Source organism: Aquimarina sp. ERC-38, from assembly GCF_026222555.1.
Lineage (GTDB): Bacteria > Bacteroidota > Bacteroidia > Flavobacteriales > Flavobacteriaceae > Aquimarina.
Window position 1 is genome coordinate 636804 of record NZ_CP098511.1, and the last position, 21661, is coordinate 658464.

The 21661-nt window shown below is 35.0% G+C and carries 19 protein-coding genes; 8 read left to right on the forward strand and 11 right to left on the reverse strand.

The genetic code is table 11. From position 1 onward, the window contains the following. Positions 1 to 447 precede the first annotated feature (447 nt). The 3 genes from NBT05_RS02805 to NBT05_RS02815 form a co-directional block, all read right to left on the reverse strand. Positions 448 to 816 (reverse strand): VOC family protein, encoded by a 369-nt coding sequence (locus NBT05_RS02805; protein ID WP_265771909.1) that lies wholly within the window; start codon positions 814 to 816, stop codon positions 448 to 450. Between the two features lie 23 nt (positions 817 to 839). Next, positions 840 to 1295 (reverse strand): MarR family winged helix-turn-helix transcriptional regulator, encoded by a 456-nt coding sequence (locus tag NBT05_RS02810; protein ID WP_265771910.1) that lies wholly within the window; start codon positions 1293 to 1295, stop codon positions 840 to 842. Between the two features lie 327 nt (positions 1296 to 1622). Then, entirely contained in the window at positions 1623 to 3542 is a 1920-nt protein-coding gene (locus NBT05_RS02815; RefSeq protein ID WP_265771911.1) for an ABC-F family ATP-binding cassette domain-containing protein, read from the reverse strand. Positions 3543 to 3598: 56 nt separating this feature from the next. On the opposite strand from NBT05_RS02815, the gene NBT05_RS02820 reads away from it, so the two are divergent. Beyond that, positions 3599 to 3994 (forward strand): DUF983 domain-containing protein, encoded by a 396-nt coding sequence (locus tag NBT05_RS02820; protein ID WP_265771912.1) that lies wholly within the window; start codon positions 3599 to 3601, stop codon positions 3992 to 3994. Here NBT05_RS02820 and NBT05_RS02825 read toward each other — a convergent pair. The 8 genes from NBT05_RS02825 to NBT05_RS02860 form a co-directional block, all read right to left on the reverse strand. Then, positions 3984 to 5027 carry an NAD(P)/FAD-dependent oxidoreductase gene (locus NBT05_RS02825; RefSeq protein WP_265771913.1) on the reverse strand — a complete coding sequence of 348 codons (1044 nt, stop codon included), beginning with the start codon at positions 5025 to 5027 and terminating at the stop codon, positions 3984 to 3986. The two genes, NBT05_RS02820 and NBT05_RS02825, sit on opposite strands and share 11 nt — an antisense overlap. 315 nt (positions 5028 to 5342) lie before the next feature. Then, the gene (gldN, locus tag NBT05_RS02830; protein WP_265771914.1) at positions 5343 to 6233 is read right to left on the reverse strand and encodes a gliding motility protein GldN; all 891 of its coding nucleotides are present in this window, start codon (positions 6231 to 6233) and stop codon (positions 5343 to 5345) included. A 15-nt stretch (positions 6234 to 6248) separates the two neighbouring features. Next, positions 6249 to 7793, reverse strand: coding sequence for a gliding motility protein GldM (gene gldM, locus NBT05_RS02835; protein WP_265771915.1), 1545 nt, complete (start codon positions 7791 to 7793; stop codon positions 6249 to 6251). 59 nt (positions 7794 to 7852) lie between these two features. Next, a complete protein-coding gene (gene gldL / locus NBT05_RS02840; RefSeq protein ID WP_265771916.1) occupies positions 7853 to 8485 on the reverse strand; it encodes a gliding motility protein GldL in 633 nt (210 codons plus the stop codon). 100 nt (positions 8486 to 8585) lie between these two features. Beyond that, complete coding sequence (gene gldK / locus NBT05_RS02845) at positions 8586 to 9956, reverse strand: gliding motility lipoprotein GldK (protein ID WP_265771917.1); 1371 nt, start codon at positions 9954 to 9956, stop codon at positions 8586 to 8588. A 110-nt stretch (positions 9957 to 10066) separates the two neighbouring features. Continuing rightward, positions 10067 to 11224 carry a formimidoylglutamase gene (locus NBT05_RS02850; RefSeq protein WP_265771918.1) on the reverse strand — a complete coding sequence of 386 codons (1158 nt, stop codon included), beginning with the start codon at positions 11222 to 11224 and terminating at the stop codon, positions 10067 to 10069. Positions 11225 to 11260: 36 nt separating this feature from the next. After that, complete coding sequence (gene topA / locus NBT05_RS02855; RefSeq protein ID WP_265771919.1) at positions 11261 to 13765, reverse strand: type I DNA topoisomerase; 2505 nt, start codon at positions 13763 to 13765, stop codon at positions 11261 to 11263. 91 nt (positions 13766 to 13856) lie between these two features. Continuing rightward, positions 13857 to 14663, reverse strand: coding sequence for a hypothetical protein (locus NBT05_RS02860; protein WP_265771921.1), 807 nt, complete (start codon positions 14661 to 14663; stop codon positions 13857 to 13859). Between the two features lie 128 nt (positions 14664 to 14791). Here NBT05_RS02860 and miaB point away from each other — a divergent pair, with 128 nt between their 5' ends. From miaB to secG, 7 genes are all read left to right on the forward strand, one after another. Next, positions 14792 to 16261: a tRNA (N6-isopentenyl adenosine(37)-C2)-methylthiotransferase MiaB gene (miaB, locus tag NBT05_RS02865; protein ID WP_265771922.1), complete on the forward strand. Its 1470-nt coding sequence runs from the start codon at positions 14792 to 14794 to the stop codon at positions 16259 to 16261. 35 nt (positions 16262 to 16296) lie between these two features. Then, positions 16297 to 17169, forward strand: coding sequence for a hypothetical protein (locus NBT05_RS02870; protein ID WP_265771923.1), 873 nt, complete (start codon positions 16297 to 16299; stop codon positions 17167 to 17169). Between the two features lie 28 nt (positions 17170 to 17197). Further along, the gene (locus tag NBT05_RS02875) at positions 17198 to 17806 is read left to right on the forward strand and encodes a hypothetical protein (RefSeq protein WP_265771924.1); all 609 of its coding nucleotides are present in this window, start codon (positions 17198 to 17200) and stop codon (positions 17804 to 17806) included. Between the two features lie 62 nt (positions 17807 to 17868). Then, complete coding sequence (locus NBT05_RS02880) at positions 17869 to 19134, forward strand: sigma-54 interaction domain-containing protein (protein WP_265771926.1); 1266 nt, start codon at positions 17869 to 17871, stop codon at positions 19132 to 19134. A 710-nt stretch (positions 19135 to 19844) separates the two neighbouring features. Continuing rightward, positions 19845 to 20366, forward strand: a complete 522-nt coding sequence (locus tag NBT05_RS02885; protein WP_265771927.1) for an LptE family protein — start codon at positions 19845 to 19847, stop codon at positions 20364 to 20366. A 12-nt stretch (positions 20367 to 20378) separates the two neighbouring features. Continuing rightward, on the forward strand, positions 20379 to 21275 hold the full coding sequence (locus tag NBT05_RS02890) for a hypothetical protein (protein WP_265771928.1): 897 nt from the start codon (positions 20379 to 20381) through the stop codon (positions 21273 to 21275). 3 nt (positions 21276 to 21278) lie between these two features. After that, positions 21279 to 21620: a preprotein translocase subunit SecG gene (gene secG / locus NBT05_RS02895; RefSeq protein ID WP_265771929.1), complete on the forward strand. Its 342-nt coding sequence runs from the start codon at positions 21279 to 21281 to the stop codon at positions 21618 to 21620. Positions 21621 to 21661: the final 41 nt, after the last annotated feature.

Below are 21661 nucleotides of genomic sequence, written 5' to 3' on the forward strand. Positions count from 1 at the left end.
GCTGAACTCTTAAATGCACACTTCAATTTCTATAAATTTTTAATTAAATAACGAATTGAGGGCTGAGGCTCTCGAATCTACAATTTAATTTATTCAATAAAAACTAGACGAGGACTGAGGCTCTCGAAGTCCGTTTCTAATTATTCTTAATAACTCGAAACAGTATTTATCTTTCTAAATTCATGTTCAATACTGTCCAAACGTTTGTTTACGCTTTTAAAATTAGAATTGCTACCTAATTTTAATTCTTTTATAGCTGCTAATATTTCTTCTTTATCACTTATCGTACAAGAAATTTTACGTAGAGATAAAACTTTCTCTACTTTTATTTATTATGCTTATCGTTAAAAATATATCTATAACACTAGCATAATATTATCAAAATTAAACATAGATATTTTGGCTATTTAGTTCATAAACTTACCCCTTGAAACAATATGATTATTTCTACCGAAGTAAAGAAGAAATATCGATCAAAGTTCCGTCAGGACCGGTGAGAAGCATTCGTTTTTGACCATAAAAAGTATCAGTAGGTTCTTGTACGATACGGTAACCTTTTTCCGTAGCAATCCGAAAACTTTCTTCGACATCATTTACCACAAAAGTCAAATAGGCACCTCCTGGGTTTTTAGACAAATCATTAGGTACAAGATGATGATTAACAGCTAAAAAACCAATTTCAAAACCAGTAGTATGATTTTTTAATTGAATATACCAATCACTTTCAAAAGTAGTTTTGAGATCGAATAGTGTATGGTAAAATAAACTACTAGCCCCTAAATCCTTAGATAAAATATTGATTATAAACCTATTCATTATGAAAATGGTATTATCAACAGTTAATCCGCCAAATCCGCAATTTTACCCTTTACTTTTTGAAGCGTTTGTATTAACTGTTCGATTTCCTGTTCGGTAAGGCTTTCCTGAACTGCCGGAATCAAATCGTACATGATGGGAATTACTTGTTCAATAACTTCTTTTCCATGTGCCGTCAGGAAAATACGATTAATTCTTCGATCGGACATATCTGTTTTACGAACCACCAAGTCCTTACTTTCCATACTATTCACTAAGCGGGTCATAGAGGTTTTATCCCTATGTGTGATAAAAGCCAAATCATTTTGGGATTGACCATCCTTAACACGTAACCTTTTTAAAACGCTCCATTGTTCTTTAGAAAGATCCAGGCCTTTCTCTTTAAATGCTTTCTGAACTAAAAACCCAAAGTCATAATGTATTTTTCCTATCCAGGATAAGGCATGTGAGGTTAAATCAATAGCTTTGGTCTCTTTCATCTTTTCCATTTTATCGTTTGTACAACATTCTGCTTTTACAGCAAAGTATCGCTAATCTAATACATCAGGTACGTTTGATTATGATTAAATTATCCCATACCTAATTTATGACTGGCAAAAATATTTATAAAATTCTGTTTATTCCTTATGGAATTAATAATTAGTACAAATTTAATCATAAATTGATTTTTTCTTTACAACCTAATTTTGAATTTGCTCTTATTCAGTTTATAATCAAACTCATTCTAACTACTTCATTTGATGGTCGGTATTTTTCTAAAAATGTAAGTTAACTAACTGATTATTATTTGTTTGACAATAAGTTATTTATCCATTTAAATTCTCCAACTCCCCTTGCGATTGTTCCCAGTTTTCCATTAATTTTTGAAGCTGTTGTTTTTTATCCTGGTAACTGTTAAAAAATCCTGGTTTGGCAATGGTTTGATCATAATTAAGTGCCAACTCCAAATCAATTTCTTTAATTTCTTTTTCTAACTTATTAATTTTTGATTCGGTGTTGCTAATCTTATTTGTAAGGGATTTAATCTTTTTTTGTTTTTTATAATCAAGCTTGGTATCATTCTTAACTTCGGTTTTTTCTGAAACCACAACTTTTTTCTTCTCAATTTCTTTTAAATCGGAAATTTTACGCTGATCCAGGTAAAAATCAATATCTCCCAGATATTCCCGGATGTTTTTGTTTTTAAATTCGTAAACCAAATTAGTTAAACCTTGTAGAAAATCCCGGTCGTGCGAAACGAGAATCAGGGTTCCTTCAAAACGTTCCAGTGCTTCTTTTAAAATATTTTTGGATTTAATATCAAGGTGGTTCGTAGGTTCATCCATCACCAAAACATTAAAAGGCTCCAGAAGCATTTTACATAAAGCCAAACGATTACGTTCTCCCCCGGATAATACCTTTACTTTCTTTTCTACATCATCTCCTCTAAAAAGAAAAGCACCCAACATGTCCCTGACCTTTGTTCGGGTTTTTTCATTAGCCGCATTGATCATGGTTTCATGAATGGTGATGTCCCCATCTAGATATTCGGATTGATTCTGGGCGAAATAGCCTAACTCTACATTATGTCCCAGTTTTAATTCACCCTGATACTTAATTTCATCAACAATAATTTTAGCCAGTGTTGATTTACCCTGACCATTCTGACCTACAAAGGCAATTTTAGAACCTCTTTCCACTAAAAGGTTGATATTCTTGAGTACTTCTTTTTCCTCGTAAGCTTTCGCAACCTTTTCTGCCTCAATCACTACTTTTCCGGGTTGTACACTTACCGGAAAGCTGATGTTCATTACCGCATTATCATCTTCATCTACTTCAATACGGTCTATTTTATCCAATTTTTTAATCAGGGATTGCGCCATAGAAGCTTTTGTGGCTTTTGCCCTAAATTTTTCAATCAACTTTTCAGTTTGTTCAATTTGTTTGGATTGGTTCTTTTGTGCAGCTAATTGTTGTTCTCTTATTTCTTTGCGTAAAACGAGGTATTTTGAATACGGTTTGTTATAGTCATATATACGTCCTAGTGATATTTCTATAGTCCTATTAGTAACATTATCTAAAAACATTTTATCATGTGATACGATAACTACTACCCCATTATAACCCCTTAGGAAATTCTCTAACCAGATGATAGATTCAATGTCCAAGTGGTTGGTAGGCTCATCCAGCAGTAATATATCGTTGTTTTGAAGCAACAATTTAGCCAATTCAATTCGCATTCGCCATCCACCAGAAAATGTATCTGTTAATTTATTAAAATCTTCCGGTTTAAAACCTAGACCTTGTAGTACCCTTTCTGTTTCTCCCTGGTAGTTATATCCCCCCAGAATTTCATATTGATGGGTCAGATCACTTAGATCGGTAATCAATTGTGTATAGCCTTCACTTTCATAATCCGTACGTTCCGCTAATTGAACGTTAATTGAATCCATTTTACGTTCGGCTGCTTTTATTTCTTCAAAAGCTTCATAAGATTCATCTAAGACCGTACGCCCTTCAACAAAATCAATATCCTGCTTTAAAAATCCGATTTTCACCTCTTTATCCGTGGCAATTTGTCCGGAGTCCGGTTCTTGTTCCTTAGAAAGTATCTTTAACATGGTTGACTTCCCTGCGCCATTCTTTCCTACCAATCCTACCCGATCTCCTGCACTTAATCTAAAAGCTATTTCTTCAAAAAGGTATTCTCCTCCAAAAGATATGGATACGTTATGTATGTTTAACATCTACTTCCGAAATTTTTATGCAAAGATGCTTAATTTTATAGTAGCAAAAAAGGATTATGAGCTTCTTGAAAGGAACTAAATTGTACAGTATATTCACCGGAACCTGCCCGGTTTGTCAAAATGAAAGCATGTATGTCAAATCAAATCCTTACAAGTTAAGTACTACACTGGAGATGCACGAAAGATGTAGTCATTGCCATACCAAATATAAAATCGAACCTTCCTTTTTTTACGGCGCTATGTATGTTAGTTATGCGGTAGGTATTGCTTTTGCAACCGCTGCATTTGTGATTGCTAATCTTATTTTTAAAGCAAGCCTTTTAAACACCTTTTTTGCAATAGTCATCACCTTGGTAGTTTTCTTACCTATTATTTTACGGCTATCCCGAAATATATGGATCAATATCTTTATGGGTTATAATAAAGAAAAAGCGGTATCAGCTAGTAAGTAAAACGGTTAATATCGATTTCCGCAGGTAGAGCTTTCTGATTTTCGATGTGCTGGAATAGTACTTCTGCCGCCCAGGGTGCAGCTAAAATCCCTCTGCTACCCATACCATTTAATAAATGAATGTTAGCGTACTGATGATGAGTTCCTACTAAGGGGCGCCTGTCTTTAACTGTGGGTCGTACTCCTGCCATTTGTTCCACAACCGTAAAATCGGTTTTTATAACCTTTTCCAGTTTTTGTAGAATAATTTCTTTAGCATTAACCGTAGGTGTATTATTTTTTTCCTGGTTATTATAAGTAGCTCCCACCTTATACAAATCATCTCCCAGAGGAATAATAAATAGAGAAAATTTTAAGGCCTCCCGCAGGTTCAAAGACATAGACCGAATAATAAGATATTCCCCTTTGTTACCAACCATGGGCAATTTAGCAAAATAAGGATTATTCTTCATCCCAAAACCTTCGGAAAAAACAATATGTTTTGTTTCAACACCTTTATAAAATACAGCTGAATTGTCAGGATCTATCTCCGCATGATCAAAACTTTCTTTGTGAAAGACATTAATCTCTCGTAGATAATCTTCAAATAACCCTAAGGCTTCGGCAATCTTGATTTTTCCGGTCTTCTCCACCCTTCCTAGCTGGTAAGGTGCAGAAATTTCTTTATTTGCATTGGCTACTAAGGTTGGAGCTAAATAATCTTTTAGTAACACATGATCCCGGGATTCAAACCAAAGATTTTGTTCTTCTATTGAATGAAACCTTCTTAAAATACTCAGATCAACTTGCAAAGACTTCTTTAGTAATCTTTCTAATCGTGAATAGTAGCGAAGTGCTATCGGTAATTGTACTTGGGCGTTCCAAACTGGAGTAAACCGTTTCAAAACAACTGGATTATAGAGTCCACCTGCAACTTTAGATGCTTGTTGTGAAAAATTATCAAACACCAGATAGGATTTATCGTGCTGCTCTAATTGTTCACAGAAAGCCATCCCTACTAACCCAAAACCAACGATAATGTAATCAACTTTCATCGCTTGTAAAGTTACTGGTTTTTAAAGTTATTAGGTTACTAAGTTATTACGGCATTAGCCTCGAGGCGGAAGTTATGATACTTCAAGCCTAATCAGCAAAATTATAAATAGTTAAATTATTCCTAGTTGTCCATTCTATAATAATTTCTATGTGTAACTTATCAATGGAATTTATACAAATAAAGTAGATAATACTAACTAAGTTCACCCAAGTTAACATATTAACTCAGTAACTAAATAATTAATAACACTTTACAACAAAAAAACGCCCGACTAAAAAGCCAGGCGTCTATTATAATTTAAGTAGATGAAGCACTAGTAACTCCACATATCCATTTCAAAATTTCGAATACTTTCTTTAATTCGTTCACTCTCTAACAACTGCATTAACGCATTGTCAACAATATAGTCATCAACCTCACGGTCACCTTGTATATTATCTTCTTTATATATTACCGAATTAAATCTTCTCGCATTTAGAATATGATCATAGGTAAATGGAAACGATGTATTCTTCCTATTGAATGCCATAGCATTATGTAAAATTTCACGAGCGTCCGGGTACCATACCCAAAACAATTCAACCATATCCGGTTCATCATCATCAAGGAAGTTTACATCCGGTGCTACCGGGGCAATCGCTAATAAACGATATCTTAATTCTCCCTGACGCTTGTCAAAATACCAGTATCCTCTGATATGGAATTCCGAAATATCCGCAGCGCTAATAGTAGTTACTTCAACGTATTGAGGGTCTACTGTTTCACCTGCATTAAATTGTTCATACCCTAAGTCTAAAGTATCTATTTTTGACAAAGTAGTAGACAAATCATCCAGTGTACGTTCTTCTGTAAAATACGAATCCGAATAAATCTTTTTGATCTTACCGTTTTTAATATTACTTAAAAGAACATCATACAAGGATCTTCTGTAAGAACCTATTTGTACCGTATCAATTGGATAATATAAAGGAAAATTAATTCGCTCATCAAGATCGATAATTTCCCAGGTAGTCTTAGCCCATAATACATCACGTTTATCAACATACCCGTATTCAAGAGGTTTGTCATTATCCGCTAATATTTGTTCTGCAGTTTTCTTTCCAATTTCTTCAGGTTCATCTGCATTTAAAATATTAGCCTGCCCTAAAGATACTGAGGTAATCAAAACACCACAGAGTGCTAAAAAAACATTTCTCAAATTCATAATCATCGTTTTATTCTAGTTAGATAATTCAATAATTACCGGTGAAATCTTTTTCAATTTATATCCGGAATTACTAGCTAACTGAGCTTTAATATCTATTACCTGCACAGAAGAACCTCTTTTAGCTTTTCTTAAAGCAGATTTCGCTTTTGAACTTAAACGTCCACCATTCACACTTATTGTAGGTTGACCTTCAACTTTAAATTTAAATCCGGTAACTTTTAACTTAATATCAAAGTCAAAGTCCGGTAAAATAGCACCAATAGAAGCTTTATCCAAACCACTCTTAGACATCTTAATACTTCCTTCTTCACCTCTTACAGTTCCAACAGGTCGTGGGATATCTTTAATTCTAAATTTCTTACTACTGGTAATAGAAGTTCCGTTAGGTAATTTACCGGAAACTTTAATATCCACTTCTCTTGACCTAACCGTAGTAACATCCATTACATACCGTCCGGCACCACCGCTTTTACGTAAACCCGGAGCAGAAGCATTAATAGTAGGAACACCTGGAATTGAAATGGTCATCGGATTTTTAACCCCTCTATATACCACATTCATTTTATCCGCAGAAATTACTGCCGAATTTGGTTTAGGGATGACCGCATATGAACTTTCAATAGGAATGGTGACAATAGAATCACCTTCTTTAAATTGAAATTCACCTTTAATTTCTCTTTCACCTACATTTCCAGCCGGGAAGTCCAACAATGTTTGACCTTCCTGCATAGACTCGGCATCCAGTTCTTTACCGTTTACAACTACTTTAAAAGCTTTTAATGTTTTATCTCTTTTACCTAAGATGATACGACCTTTAAAAGGTTCACCACTAAAGAAAGCTGTCTTGTCTGGAACTACAATAGCCTGAAAATTTGATAAAGAAACTTCAGATTGTAACTGACCGGAAAGCATTGCGGAAAGCACTTTACTTTCTGTACTTTTAATATCATTCTGAATTTGAGTCAACTTCGTAACGGAAGCAATCATTGGAAATCCTTCAAAATTATACTTTAACCAGTCTACTTTCTGACCTTCACGATTTGTAATCTTTTCTGTTGAAAATTCCTTTTCAATGTTTTCAGCAATTTTAGGATATTGATCACTAATCACTCCGGTTACACCAGTTCTATACTTATCTATTTTACTCATGAATTCTTTACCAGCCGGAGTAATATTTCCACTTGCAAAAAATAATTCATCCAGTACTACATTCTTATCCATTACCTGGTAGTCCGTAGGATCTTCCACGTCTTTTAAGATAGTACCTTTTAAGTTTTCAATATAAGTATTTAACTCTTTTGTCTCAGCACTCACCTGATCCGCCTTCTCTTTTAAAGGCTTATACTTTGCTGGCTGTTCTGAAACTTTTTCGGTTAAACCTGCCATAAAAGCAGTGTTTCTCTCGGTTGTTGTTGCGTTAGATTCGGATAACTTTTCGTTCATTAATCCGAAGGCAGCCAACACCTCTTTTGACATATTTAATGCCATCATTGCAATAAATACCAAGTACATCAGATTAATCATCTTCTGCCTTGGTGACAATTTTCCTCCTGCCATAATTATATATTTTTTGGTAGTTTTTTAGTTATTACTATTGTTACTGCGATTTCAGAAAATTAATTTCTGTTCATTGCCGTTAACATACCACCATATACACCATTAAGGGAAGAAAGATTACTTGCCAAGCTTTCCATTTGTTCTTTAAGCTTTGTAGCATTTGCAGCAATTGCAGCATTTGCTTCAGCTTGCTCCGTAGAAGATTCTAACTGAACTTTGTACAAGCTATTTAAAGATTCTAATTGCGTTGCAGCTTTAGACATTTCTTCGCTATACTTTTTCTGTCCGGCAATCGCATCTACCGTAGGGGAAATACTTTTAGCCGCACCTTCAAAATTACGAATACTTTCTCCAAGGCTACTCATTAGGTTAGAGTCCAGTCTTGCATCTTTAAGCATATCATCTAACTTCTTAGATAACAAACCTTCTGGAGTTGCATCTACTTTCTTGTCTTTTTTATTACTAGCACCACCTGCTAATTCAGGGTATACTAAAGACCAGTCAAGTTCGTCATCTACAGGTTCAAAAGCAGATACTGTAAATACCAATGCTTCTGTTACCAGACCTGCAATTAACATTTGATTACCAAAAGGCCAATGCATAATTTTAAATAATGCACCTAAAATTACTACAGCCGCACCTAGACCGTAGACCATGTTCATTAACTTTTTGCTTGATTTTGAATTTGCCATAATTAAATTTGTTTAGTTTGAAATTTAAAAAAATTAAAAGGGGTTAAATTATTAAATTGATAGATTTATTGGGACTTGCTTGTATTCTGTATTAAAATAATTAGTTTCTCGTATTATCTGCTCCGGTAGCTTCCGTACCCATATAATCCTGCACGGTTCTAAATCCGATATAACTTCTTGCAGAATCCGCATACTCGTAGTCTCTGGTACTTACCTGTAGGAAATAAGCAACATCCTTCCAGGAGCCACCGCGAACAACTTTTCTTTTATTATCATCGTCATTAACATTAGGGTTCATAGACGATACATATTCGTAAGCCGCAGGATCGTAAGAAGATTGTACCCATTCCGACACATTACCTGCCATATTATAAAGATTATAATCATTAGGCTCAAAGGTGTCTGCTTCTACCGTATATAAGAAGTTATCAGCAGCGTAATTACCTCTCAAAGGCTTAAAGTTTGCAAGAAAACAACCTCTGTCGTTCATTGCGTAAGGACCACCCCAGGGATATGTTCCTGATTCTAAGCCACCTCTGGCTGCATATTCCCATTCTGCTTCGGTAGGAAGTCTGAAATAGTTTACGAATTCTTTTTTACGCTCTTTTTGATAGGTGTTTTTTTCAATAGTTCTCCATTGACAGAAAGCTTTTGCTTGTTCCCACGAAACTCCCACTACCGGATAATCGTCATAAGCACTGTGCCAGAAGTAATCATTATGCATAGGTTCATTATAAGAATAATTAAAATCCTTGATCCAAACCGTTGTATCCGGATATACTTCAATAATTTCTTCTTTTACAAAGTCTTTTCTGTTTTTATTTCGTGCTCTTGCCGCTGCTTGTATATCCATGGAAGTAAAGCGGAATTTTAATTTACTTACATCCAGGGTACGACGACCATTATAAGATTCTTCAAGAGGGATATACATTGTATCCATTACCTCTGCATAAAACTCATCCGGGTAATCTTCTACATCCCACTCGATATCAATATCTTTATTAAGTTTTCGACCTTCGTAACCGGTTTCACCTAAACCACTGTAATTATCGTATACATATTTTTCGTACACCGACATATCTTCAGTATCCGTGTCCAGAAACGCATATTCACCAACACCATCATCACCAGGAGTTTTACCTTGTTCTTCGGCCATAATGGCTAAACGCATACGGACTACGGAATCTCTTACCCACATTACAAACTGACGGTATTCGCTGTTGGTAACTTCGGTTTCATCCATATAAAAGGAACGAACTGTAACAGTTTTAGTAGGGGCGTTAGCAAGTGCTGCTTTATCGTCATCTGATTTTCCCATGATAAATGACCCTCCGGGGATGAGTGCCATACCATATGGTTTTTCAGGATGCCATTTTTTTCCTTGCACTCCGACCAATTCACCACGGTTGCCACTACCGCCGCAACTGGAGAGAATTATTATCATAGCAAGTAATGATACAAATTTCTTCATAACTTCTTTTAGGTTAAGATCTTTGAGATTTAAGATGGTAAACCTATTTATTTATTTCCAGAAAACCAAAAATTTTCTAAAAAATATCTTAAATCTCCCTAATAACAATGTTAAACTTCGTTTTTACGTTTTGCTTTATACCATCTTTCTGGTATTTCCTGATTACAAGCTCGCTTATAATCGTTGTACGTGCAAGGTAATAACGTGTGTCTTTCTAATTTATTATTTCCGGAGGGAAGAAAAGGTATTTCAATCCACCATCTTTTTGTAATCGAACTTTGGTAAAATGACAAAATTTCATCTTCAACGGGCACCTGGTAGTGAAGTGTTTCTTTTTTACTTTTGATATTCAATTCATTAGTCCTGTAATTCAATCCTTCTATAAAATACCATATCATTTGTGCAATCAAAAGATATTGGTGTTTATTTTCCTGAAAACATTCAAATATACTGAGACTTTTTACTTTATCACTTATTCCTGCATATCGGGATATGGCACAAATTTCTCTATGATTAAAACCATTAGGAGATATAACTTCCGGACTTACGAAAGAATTTTGCAAGGCTTTTAGGTCAATACTTACCAAATCCGCATCTCGCATGATAGGTTCTACTATAGTAATATCTGTAATAACATCTCCTAACCGGTACGCATCAAAATATAATTTTTCAATTAAATCAATATGCTCCTGAGAATTAAAATATGTTTGATACCCAATATTACTGTAGTTGAATAGATTGTAGGGTTGATCTACAATGATCTTACCTACGTAGGACTGATTAGTTAAGGTAGTAGCTACATTACCGAGATCAAATGTTGCATCTACATTGACCATATTGACCATACGTTCTAATACGTCATACGCCCGATATTGGTAATAGGCCAAATCCTGACTCCCGCCTAAAAGTATAGGAATTACATCTGCCTTTAATAAATCCTGAGTAATCTCTTGAACGAGGTAATAAGTGTCCTGCAAGGTATTACCCGGATGAATAGTTCCTAAATCTGCAATGGAAACTCCCCAATTTCCCGGAAATAATTTGTAAAGGTTTCTGCGTATTTCATTGAAGTCAAGTAAAACCGGGTTATCTAAAATACTACCTCTGGTTTCATTTATTACAATAATGGCAATATCAATATCTTTGAGATCCGGTACGGTCCATTCATCCGTATGAATGTAGATATTTCGCCCTACCGACTTCTTATCAAACTTCATCAAATCAGCAATAAGGTTACTACTGACCGGTTCTAAAAATTCAAAAGGCATATCTGGGAAAGAGTTCTGCGGTTATTAATTTTTGAGTTACTTTTTCTTTGTTGCAGTCTTACGGGTTGCCTTCTTTTTTGCAGGTGCCTTTTTCTTAGGTGCTTTCTTTTCAATCAAATCTTTCACCTTTTCCAATGTTAATTTTTCCGCATCTACGGTTTTAGGCAACTCAATTTTTATTTTCCCTTTGATAATATTACTCCTACCCCATCTTGCTTTTTCTACCCGAATGCCTTCTTCTTCCCAATTATGAATAACTTTATCTATCTCTTTTTGTTTTTTCTCTTCAATCAATTGAATGATATCCTGTTCGGAAAGGTTGTCAAAGTCATACTTTTTATTAACGTTGATAAACATTCCTTTCCATTTTAAAAACGGTCCAAAACGACCCGTACCTTTTTGTACGGGAAGGTCTTCATACATATAAATAGGGGCATCCGCTTTTTCTTTAGCATCAATCAATTCTTTTGCTCGTTCAAGACTGGTGCTTAACGGATCTTCTCCTTTTTCAAGGGAAACAAACTTTTCACCGAACTTCACATATGGTCCGAATCTTCCATTATTGACGGTAACCGGTTCTCCCTTATAAGTACCTAATTCTTTAGGTAACTGAAACAAATCCATTGCTTCTTCAAACGTGACGTTGCTTAAGGTTTGTCCGGGGGCAAGACTGGCAAATTTTGGCTTTTCATCATCTTCAACCGATCCGATTTGAACCATAGGCCCGAATTTCCCTAAACGTACGCTTACTGGTTTTCCAGTTTCAGGATCTTCTCCCAGAACCCGTTCTCCTACCTCACGCTCAGCATTTTTAGCTACATCTTCAACCCGTGGGTGAAATTCGTCATAAAAGGTTTTCATGACATCAGTCCAATCCTCATTTCCTTCGGCAATATCATCAAAATCCTGTTCGACTTTTGCTGTAAAATTATAATCCAACACCGTAGAAAAATGATTTACCAGAAAATCGTTGACTACCATTCCTACATCGGTAGGAGTTAATTTTCCTTTATCACTACCTACTTTTTCAGAGAGTTGATTATTTTTAATGGTACCGTCTTTCAAAACCATCTTGGTAAACTTGCGTTCTTCTCCTTCTTTAGTTCCTTTTTCTACATATTTTCTGTTTTGAATTGTAGAAATTGTAGGTGCATACGTAGAAGGACGCCCAATGCCTAGCTCCTCCAATTTTTTAACCAGTGCTGCTTCAGAATATCGACTAGGTGGACGCGTAAATCGTTCGGTTGCACTAATTACCTTTTGGTACAATTCTTCATTTACCTTCATTGCCGGTAAGATACCTTCTTTCTCTTCATCTTCTTCATCGCTTCCCTCCAGGTACACCTTTAGAAATCCTTCAAATTTAATCACCTCTCCATTTGCAGAAAACTCTTCTTTAAAAGAACCCGAACCTATTTTAACGTTTGTTCGTTCCAGTTGAGCATCACTCATTTGTGAAGCGATAGCTCTTTTCCAAATTAATTCATACAAGCGTTGCTGATCGGATTCCACCGGAACCGTATGTTTTGAAAAATCAGTAGGACGAATAGCTTCGTGTGCTTCTTGAGCTCCTTTGGACTTTCCTTTGTACTGCCTTAATTTACAGAATTCTTCCCCATAGGCTTCCAAGATTTCTGCTTTCGCTCCGTTTTGGGCTTCGGTAGAAAGGTTTACACTATCTGTTCTCATATAAGTAATAAAACCTGCTTCGTAGAGACGTTGCGCCATATTCATGGTCTTACTTACCGAAAAATATAATTTACGGGAAGCTTCTTGTTGTAAAGTAGAAGTAGTAAACGGGGGCGCCGGTGATTTTTTAGCCGGTTTTGTGGTAAGATCCGCTACTTTATAGGAAGCACTGATATTTTTATTTAAAAAGGCTTCTGCCTCTTCTCTCGAAGTAAAATTTTTAGGCAATTTTGCCTTGATTACTTTTCCTTCTTTGTTAGTGAATTCAGCGTCTATCCGATACGAAGCCACCGGTTTAAAATTAATAATTTCACGTTCTCGTTCTACGATTAAGCGTACGGAAACGGATTGTACCCTTCCGGCTGAAAGCCCACCCTTTACTTTTCTCCAAAGTATTGGTGATAATTCATAACCCACTAGCCTATCCAGAACTCTTCTGGCCTGCTGAGCATTGACCAGGTTATAATCTATAGAACGCGGGTTCTCTATGGCTTTTAAAATAGCTTTCTTAGTAATTTCATGAAAAACAATGCGCTTGGTATTGCTTTTATTTAAATCCAGTTCTTCTGCCAGATGCCAGGCAATTGCCTCTCCCTCACGGTCTTCATCACTGGCTAACCAAACCATTTCTGCTTTTTTAGAAAGGTTTTTTAACTTCTTAACTATATCTTTTTTGTCGCTCGATACGACATATTTGGGTTTAAAGTCTTCCTCAACATCAACTCCTAACTCCTTAGAAGGTAAATCTGCAATATGTCCGAAACTGGAAGCTACGGTATACTCTTTACCTAGAAATTTTTCAATGGTTTTGGCTTTGGCCGGGGACTCCACTATCACTAAATTCTTTGCCATTCTCCTTTTTTTCAATCACAAAAGTATGTGATTTTTTTAATATCCTCGTTTTTTATTGAAGTTTCGTAAGACCGAATGTATCTCTGTTACATTAGAAAGTGGATGGTTCTGACAGATCTGTAATCGTATCATCAGGAAAACCGATTCCCTCTTTGTAAAGGTAATAGACAGGTATAAACATGAACGAAATAGTGAAATATAAGCCGATCCCACATGCTAAAATTCCTATAATGTAGGCTAATAAACCTGATAGTATTAGCAATCCAAAGCTTATCCCCCATACTTTATTTCCGAAAACAAATCCTGCTTTTACAATATCTTTTACTTCCAGTTCAGGATTAAAAGCAAAAATAACTCCAAAAAATTGCAATGGGATAATAGCGTACAAAACCGGCAAAAAACAAAGGGCACTGGATATTGCCAAAATTAAAAAGTAACATACCGATAGTAAGGTTAATTTTTTTAAATATCCTTTTTTAAAATAAAAGAAATAATCCGTGCTTACAGGTTCACCCAGGTCAGTCTGTTTACAAACTTTATAAAAATGAGCTCTGATAGCAAATTGTACGGCATAGGCTAAAAAGGAAAATAAAATAAAAACCAAGGTAAGCATGGCACCGGTAAAAAATGACATTGTAGTCCCTGCAACCGAACTTATTTCGCTAGAATTGTCTACTCCGTCCAGTAGTGCGGATGCTCCAAAAATGCTTAGCCCGGTGACCGCTATAAGGGCATATAATGCTATAATCAAAGGGACTAAGACTACAAAATTAAGCAGTAAGTGGATAAATCCCTGTATCCATACTTTTTTAAAAAGATCGATACTCTTTGAAAATACGTCTCCAAAATCAGGAGATTTGCCGCTATTAATTCGGGTAAAAATAAGATGTTCATTCATGGTTGTTTAGATTTAGTTAGGCTAAATATAAAAATTAAACAAGATTTATTCACTGACACTTTGACATAAATTGAATTGTTACCTATATTTGCAATTAAATTAAAGACCGAATTTCAGCCTTAATTTTTATGGAGAAGATTATTAATGAAGCTATTCAGGGATCTACCCTAACTGTAGAAAAAAATAATGGCAAGCGTAAATTGTTTATTGAAAGTTACGGATGCCAGATGAATTTTAGTGATAGTGAGATTGTTGCTTCTATACTGGCTAAAGAAGGATTTGATACTACGCATTTACTGGAAGAGGCTGATCTTGTCCTGGTAAATACCTGTTCTATTCGTGAAAAAGCTGAACTTACGGTTCGTAAACGCCTAGAAAAATACAACTCCGTTAAAAAAATAAATCCGGGAATGAAGATTGGCGTTTTGGGCTGTATGGCCGAACGTTTAAAAAGCAAATTCCTGGAAGAAGAAAAAATGGTTGACCTGGTGGTAGGTCCGGATGCTTATAAAGACTTACCTAATTTAATAGAAGAAATTGATGCCGGAAGAAATGCGGTAAATGTAATTCTTTCTAAAGATGAAACGTATGGCGATATCTCACCGGTACGATTGCAATCTAACGGAGTTTCAGCTTTTGTTTCTATCACCCGAGGATGTGATAATATGTGTACGTTTTGTGTAGTACCCTTTACCCGGGGAAGAGAGCGAAGCCGTGACCCGCAAAGTATATTATCAGAAATAGAAGACTTGGTAGCTAAAGGTTTTAAAGAAATCACTTTGTTAGGACAAAATGTAGATAGTTTTTTATGGTATGGCGGCGGATTAAAAAAAGATTTTGAAAAAGCTTCGGATTTTCAAAAGGCTACTGCTGTTAATTTTGCTAAATTGTTGGATATGGTGGCGCAAAAGTTTCAAAGTACCCGGCTGCGATTTACTACATCCAATCCGCAGGATATGACAATTGATGTTATTAAAGTAATGGCAAAGCATGATAATATTTGTAAATATATTCATCTACCTATTCAAAGCGGAAGTAACCGTATTTTAAAAGCTATGAATCGGTTGCATACCCGAGAGGAGTATTTTACGCTGATTGACACCATTAAAGAATACATTCCGGACTGTGCAATCTCTCAGGATATTATAACCGGTTTTCCTACAGAAACCGAAGAAGATCATCAGGACACCTTGTCTTTAATGGATTATGTAAAATACGATTACGGATTTATGTTTGCCTATTCGGAACGGCCGGGAACACTTGCAGAACGTAAACTAGACGATGATATACCTCTGGAAGTTAAAAAAAGAAGATTGGCTGAGATTATAGATAAACAACGGGCACATAGTGAATACAGGCACCGCAGTTTTATCGGTAAAACAGTAGAAGTATTAATTGAAAAAGAATCCAAAAAATCCGATCGACACTGGAGTGGTCGCACTACACAAAATACAGTCGTGGTTTTTCCGAAAGAACATTATCAAATTGGGGATTTTGTAATGGTACGTATTGATGAATGTACTAGTGCAACATTGTTAGGGAAAGCAAGTCCCTCAGCCCTCAAAGGAGAAACTTTTACTTGTACTTTGAAAGCTTAGTTTTTTAAATGAAGAAAATAAATTAAACTATCATTATGAAAAGATATTTATTTAATTTTTTATTGTTTGTCGTGGTGATTACCTCAATAAAATGTAGTACTGATGATAGCAATGAGATAAAAAGTGAGAGAAAATTAGTTTTAAAAACAACACAAATTGCAGACACCCCTATAGTATATAATTATGATACTAGCGGAAGATTTATAAATATTGAAGATACCATATCTGTATTTCCGGAGGTGGTAAGATTAAGAGAATCCGTATACAATAAAAATGGTCAAAAGGTTAGAGATATTTTTAGACGAGAGAAAGATTTTATTGCTGGTAAAATTCAATATATCTATAATACTGAGGATCAAATTACAAAAATAGTTCGTAGTTCTTTCAACGTTTTTTCGCTATTACCTAAAATTACCACTAGTACATTGACATACAACGATAACCAAATTGTTAGCATATCAAATATTGACAAAAAAAATCTGTATAAAATGATTTATACATTTAGAGATAATACTTATCAAAACTTAGAGAGATTTGAAGCATTTGACTACGAGTCAAATGACCTAGTGTTTGAAGAAACATATCAATATTCTCCTAACGGTAATTTAATTGCAAATGAAGTTTTAACCGGAGAAGATGATTTTAACAAGTCAAAATCTTTTATCTATGATGATAAGATTAATCCTTTGTCTGAAGGTAGCGAAAATCATTATTTAGATCTTCTCAGGAACCCTGCCCCTGCTTCTTTAGTAAGTAGATTAATTCCTTTATCTACAAATAATTCGCTTACTTCAATTATTGAAGGAGCTGAAATAGCTTTCGAATATAATGCTAAAAGTTATCCTATTGTAAAAACTACCATTTATAAAGATGATCGTAAAGATATTTTGTTGTTTAGTTATTACTAAATCAATTTAGAATTAAAATTAAAAGTTAATGGAAACAATACGTAAATTTTTAAAGTTGCCAATTACTACAGTTATAGTATGCATCTTTTTGCAAATTTCATGTGATAAAATTGAAGATGAAGATGATAATTTTGCAAATGATCCTTTGGCAATTGATATAGTAACAGGTATCAACTTAAGGGCAGAATTATATGATACTTCCATTATTCTAGGAAATCCTAATGATAAGACTAGTTCATTTAATGATAACATAAGGTTTAGCCCAACCCCTAATCCCCCAATCAATATTACTAAGTTATTGTTTACAAATACAAAGTTTACATCATCTCCATCTATTACGAATATTTGGGTTATAAAATCCAAACCATCAAAGGATTACTTAGATACTGACTATACGGAATTACTTCAAGACTTTTCTTATGACGAAAGTGAATTAGCTAATTTAAATATTTTAGAAGCAAAAGACGTAGAAAATACAGATGACGAATTATCTATTAACTTAAATCAATACGATCCGGGATACTATCGTATTTTTATTCAAATAGAAGGAACCCTGGTATGGTCAAACATTGTTATCCTGGATCCGGATAATCCTGATGCATTTACAGAATTAGAAGAATTTTGGAATTCAAAATAATAAAGTAATACTATAGAAATAAGAAATGCATAATAATGGATTCTTATTTCAGAATTAAATAAATGGAATCAGTACAGGCAACAAAACAACGTTTTGGAATTATTGGGAACGACCCCAAATTAAATCGGGCTATTGAAAAAGCAATACAGGTGGCTCCTACTGATATTTCGGTATTAGTTACCGGAGAAAGCGGGGTAGGTAAAGAAAGTATTCCTAAAATTATTCACGCTTTATCACATCGGAAACACGGAAAATATATCGCGGTAAATTGCGGAGCCATTCCCGAAGGTACGATTGACAGCGAACTGTTCGGACATGAGAAAGGTGCTTTTACCGGAGCAACACAAACCCGAAACGGTTATTTTGAAGTTGCAGACGGAGGTACTATTTTCCTGGATGAAGTAGGTGAATTACCGCTAACTACTCAAGTGCGGTTATTACGGGTACTGGAAAACGGTGAGTTCATTAAGGTGGGTTCTTCAAAAGTACAGAAAACCAATGTGCGTATTGTAGCAGCTACTAATGTGCAGATGTTTGAAGCTATTAAAAAGGAAAAATTCAGAGAAGATTTATATTATCGTTTAAGTACGGTAGAAATTCAACTTCCGCCTTTGCGAGAACGTAAAGATGACATCCATCTGTTATTTAGGAAGTTTGCATCTGATTTTGCATCTAAATATAAAATGCCCACCATCAGGCTTGACAACCATGCTGTTTTACTATTAGAAAAATACCGGTGGTGTGGTAATATTCGTCAATTACGCAACGTAGCCGAACAAATATCAGTCCTTGAACAAAACAGAGCTATTACAGCGCAGACGCTGCAAAGTTATTTACCTAATACCGGAAGTAATTTGCCGGCAGTAGTTTCTAAGAACAGTAGCGACAGTGATTTTAGTAATGAACGGGAAATTCTTTACAAAGTACTTTTTGATATGAAGAATGACCTGAATGACCTGAAAAAATTAACTATGGAGTTGATGCAAAACGGAAATTCACAAGATGTTCAGAAGGAAAATGAAGGTTTAATTCGGAAAATATATGGAGAAGATGAAGAAGAGGAAGCCGTTAACTTTGAAGAAGAACTCCCTACGACTACACCTGAGTATTTAAAAATTACGGAAGTAGGTAGTCTTGCTATGGATAGTGATAAATATCATTTTGCTGAAGAAATTCAGGAGGAAGAAACACTCTCGTTACAAGACAAAGAATTAGAATTGATAAAAAAATCTTTAGATCGACACCGAGGCAAAAGAAAAGCAGCGGCAGAAGAATTAGGGATAAGCGAACGAACCCTATACCGAAAAATTAAGCAGTATGATTTGTAGTTGGTAGTTGGTAGTTGGTAGTTGGTAGTTGGTAGTTGGTAGTTGGTAGTTGGTAGTTGGTAGTTGGTAGTTGGTAGTTGGTAGTTGGTAGTTGGTAGTTGGTAAAATATTGATTAATAATTACTTATGAAAATAGATTGCAGTTAATTTTAGAAAAATAGTACCAGATTTAGAAATTAAATATTAGAAAAAGGAGACGTGTAGTATCCCTTAAATTGAGCATTCCTTATTGTAAAGTCAGCTTTCTTTAAAGTTTATTTTTATAATTATTAATGTCCAGTAAAGATTCAAGATCGCTATCGCTTCTAGAATCAAGAATCAAGACTAATTATTATATTAGTAAAAACAATACTATAAAATTAGCTACTTTAAAAAGTTGAACTAATTTGATACCCGGTGATTAATAACTTAACAACACCCATGATGAATTTAGATAATAATTATTATAGAATCCATCAGTTCGAGTGCTTCGCCCAAAGGAAGAAGTGTAATTTATTCACGTTCAGCAGAGCTATCGAGAATAAGGATTTTAGTCAAAAAAGCTATTCTCGATACATTTTTTCTCCATTTCATTACGAAAAAACACTCGAATTGACGCTTTTTTCCCTAAATATATCAGAGATTTAATAACCTTAACCAAACGACGAATAACTTAATAACCAAAAACTCTTAACCAGTGCCTTTTGGCTATTGCCTAAAAAACCATACTATTGAAAACTAAAATTTTAAAGCGATTTCTTTCTTTTCTGGTTCTCGGAGTGGTACTTCTCACCTTGCAAGCTTGTGGAGCTTATTCCTTTACAGGAACTGATATTTCACCGGATATAAAATCTTTTCAGGTAAATTTCTTTCAGAACCAGGCGCCTATTGTTGTACCCGGGATTGATCAGCGTTTTACAAACGCTTTACAGGATTTAATTGTAAATCAAACCAATTTACAACTAGCAACTTCAAATGGGGATTTGGTATATGAAGGAGAAATTGTTCAATATTATATTTCGCCAAATACAGCTACTTCTGACAATACAGCGGCACAAAACCGTTTGACTATTGGTATCAACGTTCGGTTTTTTGATACTAAAGATAATACTAAGGACCTAGAACAACGTTTTTCTTTCTTCTTTGACTACCCGGCAGCAACTTCAGAATCTGCTATTCAGGATCAAGCCATTGAAGAAATTTATGAGCGTATTACCCAGGATGTATTTAATGCAACCCTGGCACGGTGGTAAAATAAAAATATATTGACAACAGAAGAATTTACATATCTTTTAAAAAATCCGGGAATGATTCAGGAGCATCAGGTGAAAACCCTGGAGCAACTTTGTCACACCTATCCTTATTTACAATCGGCTAAAGCAATTTATTTAAAAGCCTTAAAAGATAAAGGAAGCTATCAATATAATGAGTACCTAAAAAAAGCAGCAGCACATACGGTTGACCGATGGGTATTGTTTGATTTTATTACCTCACCCGTATTTATAAAAGACCATTCTCAACATGCAACCTCTTCTAATTTTGAAGAATTAGAAGTTATGGAAGCCGAGGTAATTGAAGTATCAGCCCCCCCCGGACAAAAAGAGCTAACAAATACACCCTTGGAAGTTCCTGTTATTTCTAATCAGGAATCTTCTCAAAAAGAAGAAAAAAAAGAAGAAAATAAACCTGAGCCTGGTTCCACAGAAGGTGATTTTAGTCAAGAACCCATCCCCTTTAAAGCAGATGAAAAACATTCTTTTGCAGAATGGCTTCAGCTTACAAATGTCCGACCCCTTCATTCCGACTTAAAAAGTAACACTGTCAAGATTACCCAACTACCGGAAATTCCTGAAGAAGTAGAGAAGGATAAAATTTCGGAGGCTCAAGAGAGAAAGTTTGCGCTAATTGATAATTTTATTTCTAAAAATCCAAAAATAAAACCTGCCGATAAGAAAAGTCCTTCGCGAAATTTAGCCGGTCAACAAAGCATCCCCCCGGAAGAATTAATGACCGAGACTCTAGCCCGGGTGTATACTGCTCAGCATAAGTATAAAAAGGCAATTCAAGCTTATAAAATATTAATTTTGAAAAATCCCGAAAAAAGTGGTTTCTTTGCAGACCAAATTCGGGCAATACAAAAAATACAAGATACAAAATCATAAAAAATGACAACATTTTCGATATTTTTAGTACTCATCGTTATCGTTTCGTTTTTACTAATTGTAGTAATCATGGTACAAAATCCTAAAGGTGGGGGTTTATCTTCTTCTTTTGGTGGCGGAGGCACACAACAATTGGGAGGTGTCAAAAAAACGACGGATTTCTTAGATAAGAGTACCTGGGCATTAGCTACCTTATTGTTAGTATTAATTTTATTATCTAATGTTAATTTAATGGATGGACCTTTAGATAATTCTAATGTGGATTTGCAAGAAGTTGAATCTGTCCCGGTAACACCATCTGAAGTACCAACAACTGAAACACCCGTAGAGGAAACTCCGGAATAACTATATAAAAGCAGAAAAAAATGCCGACTTTATGACAAGTC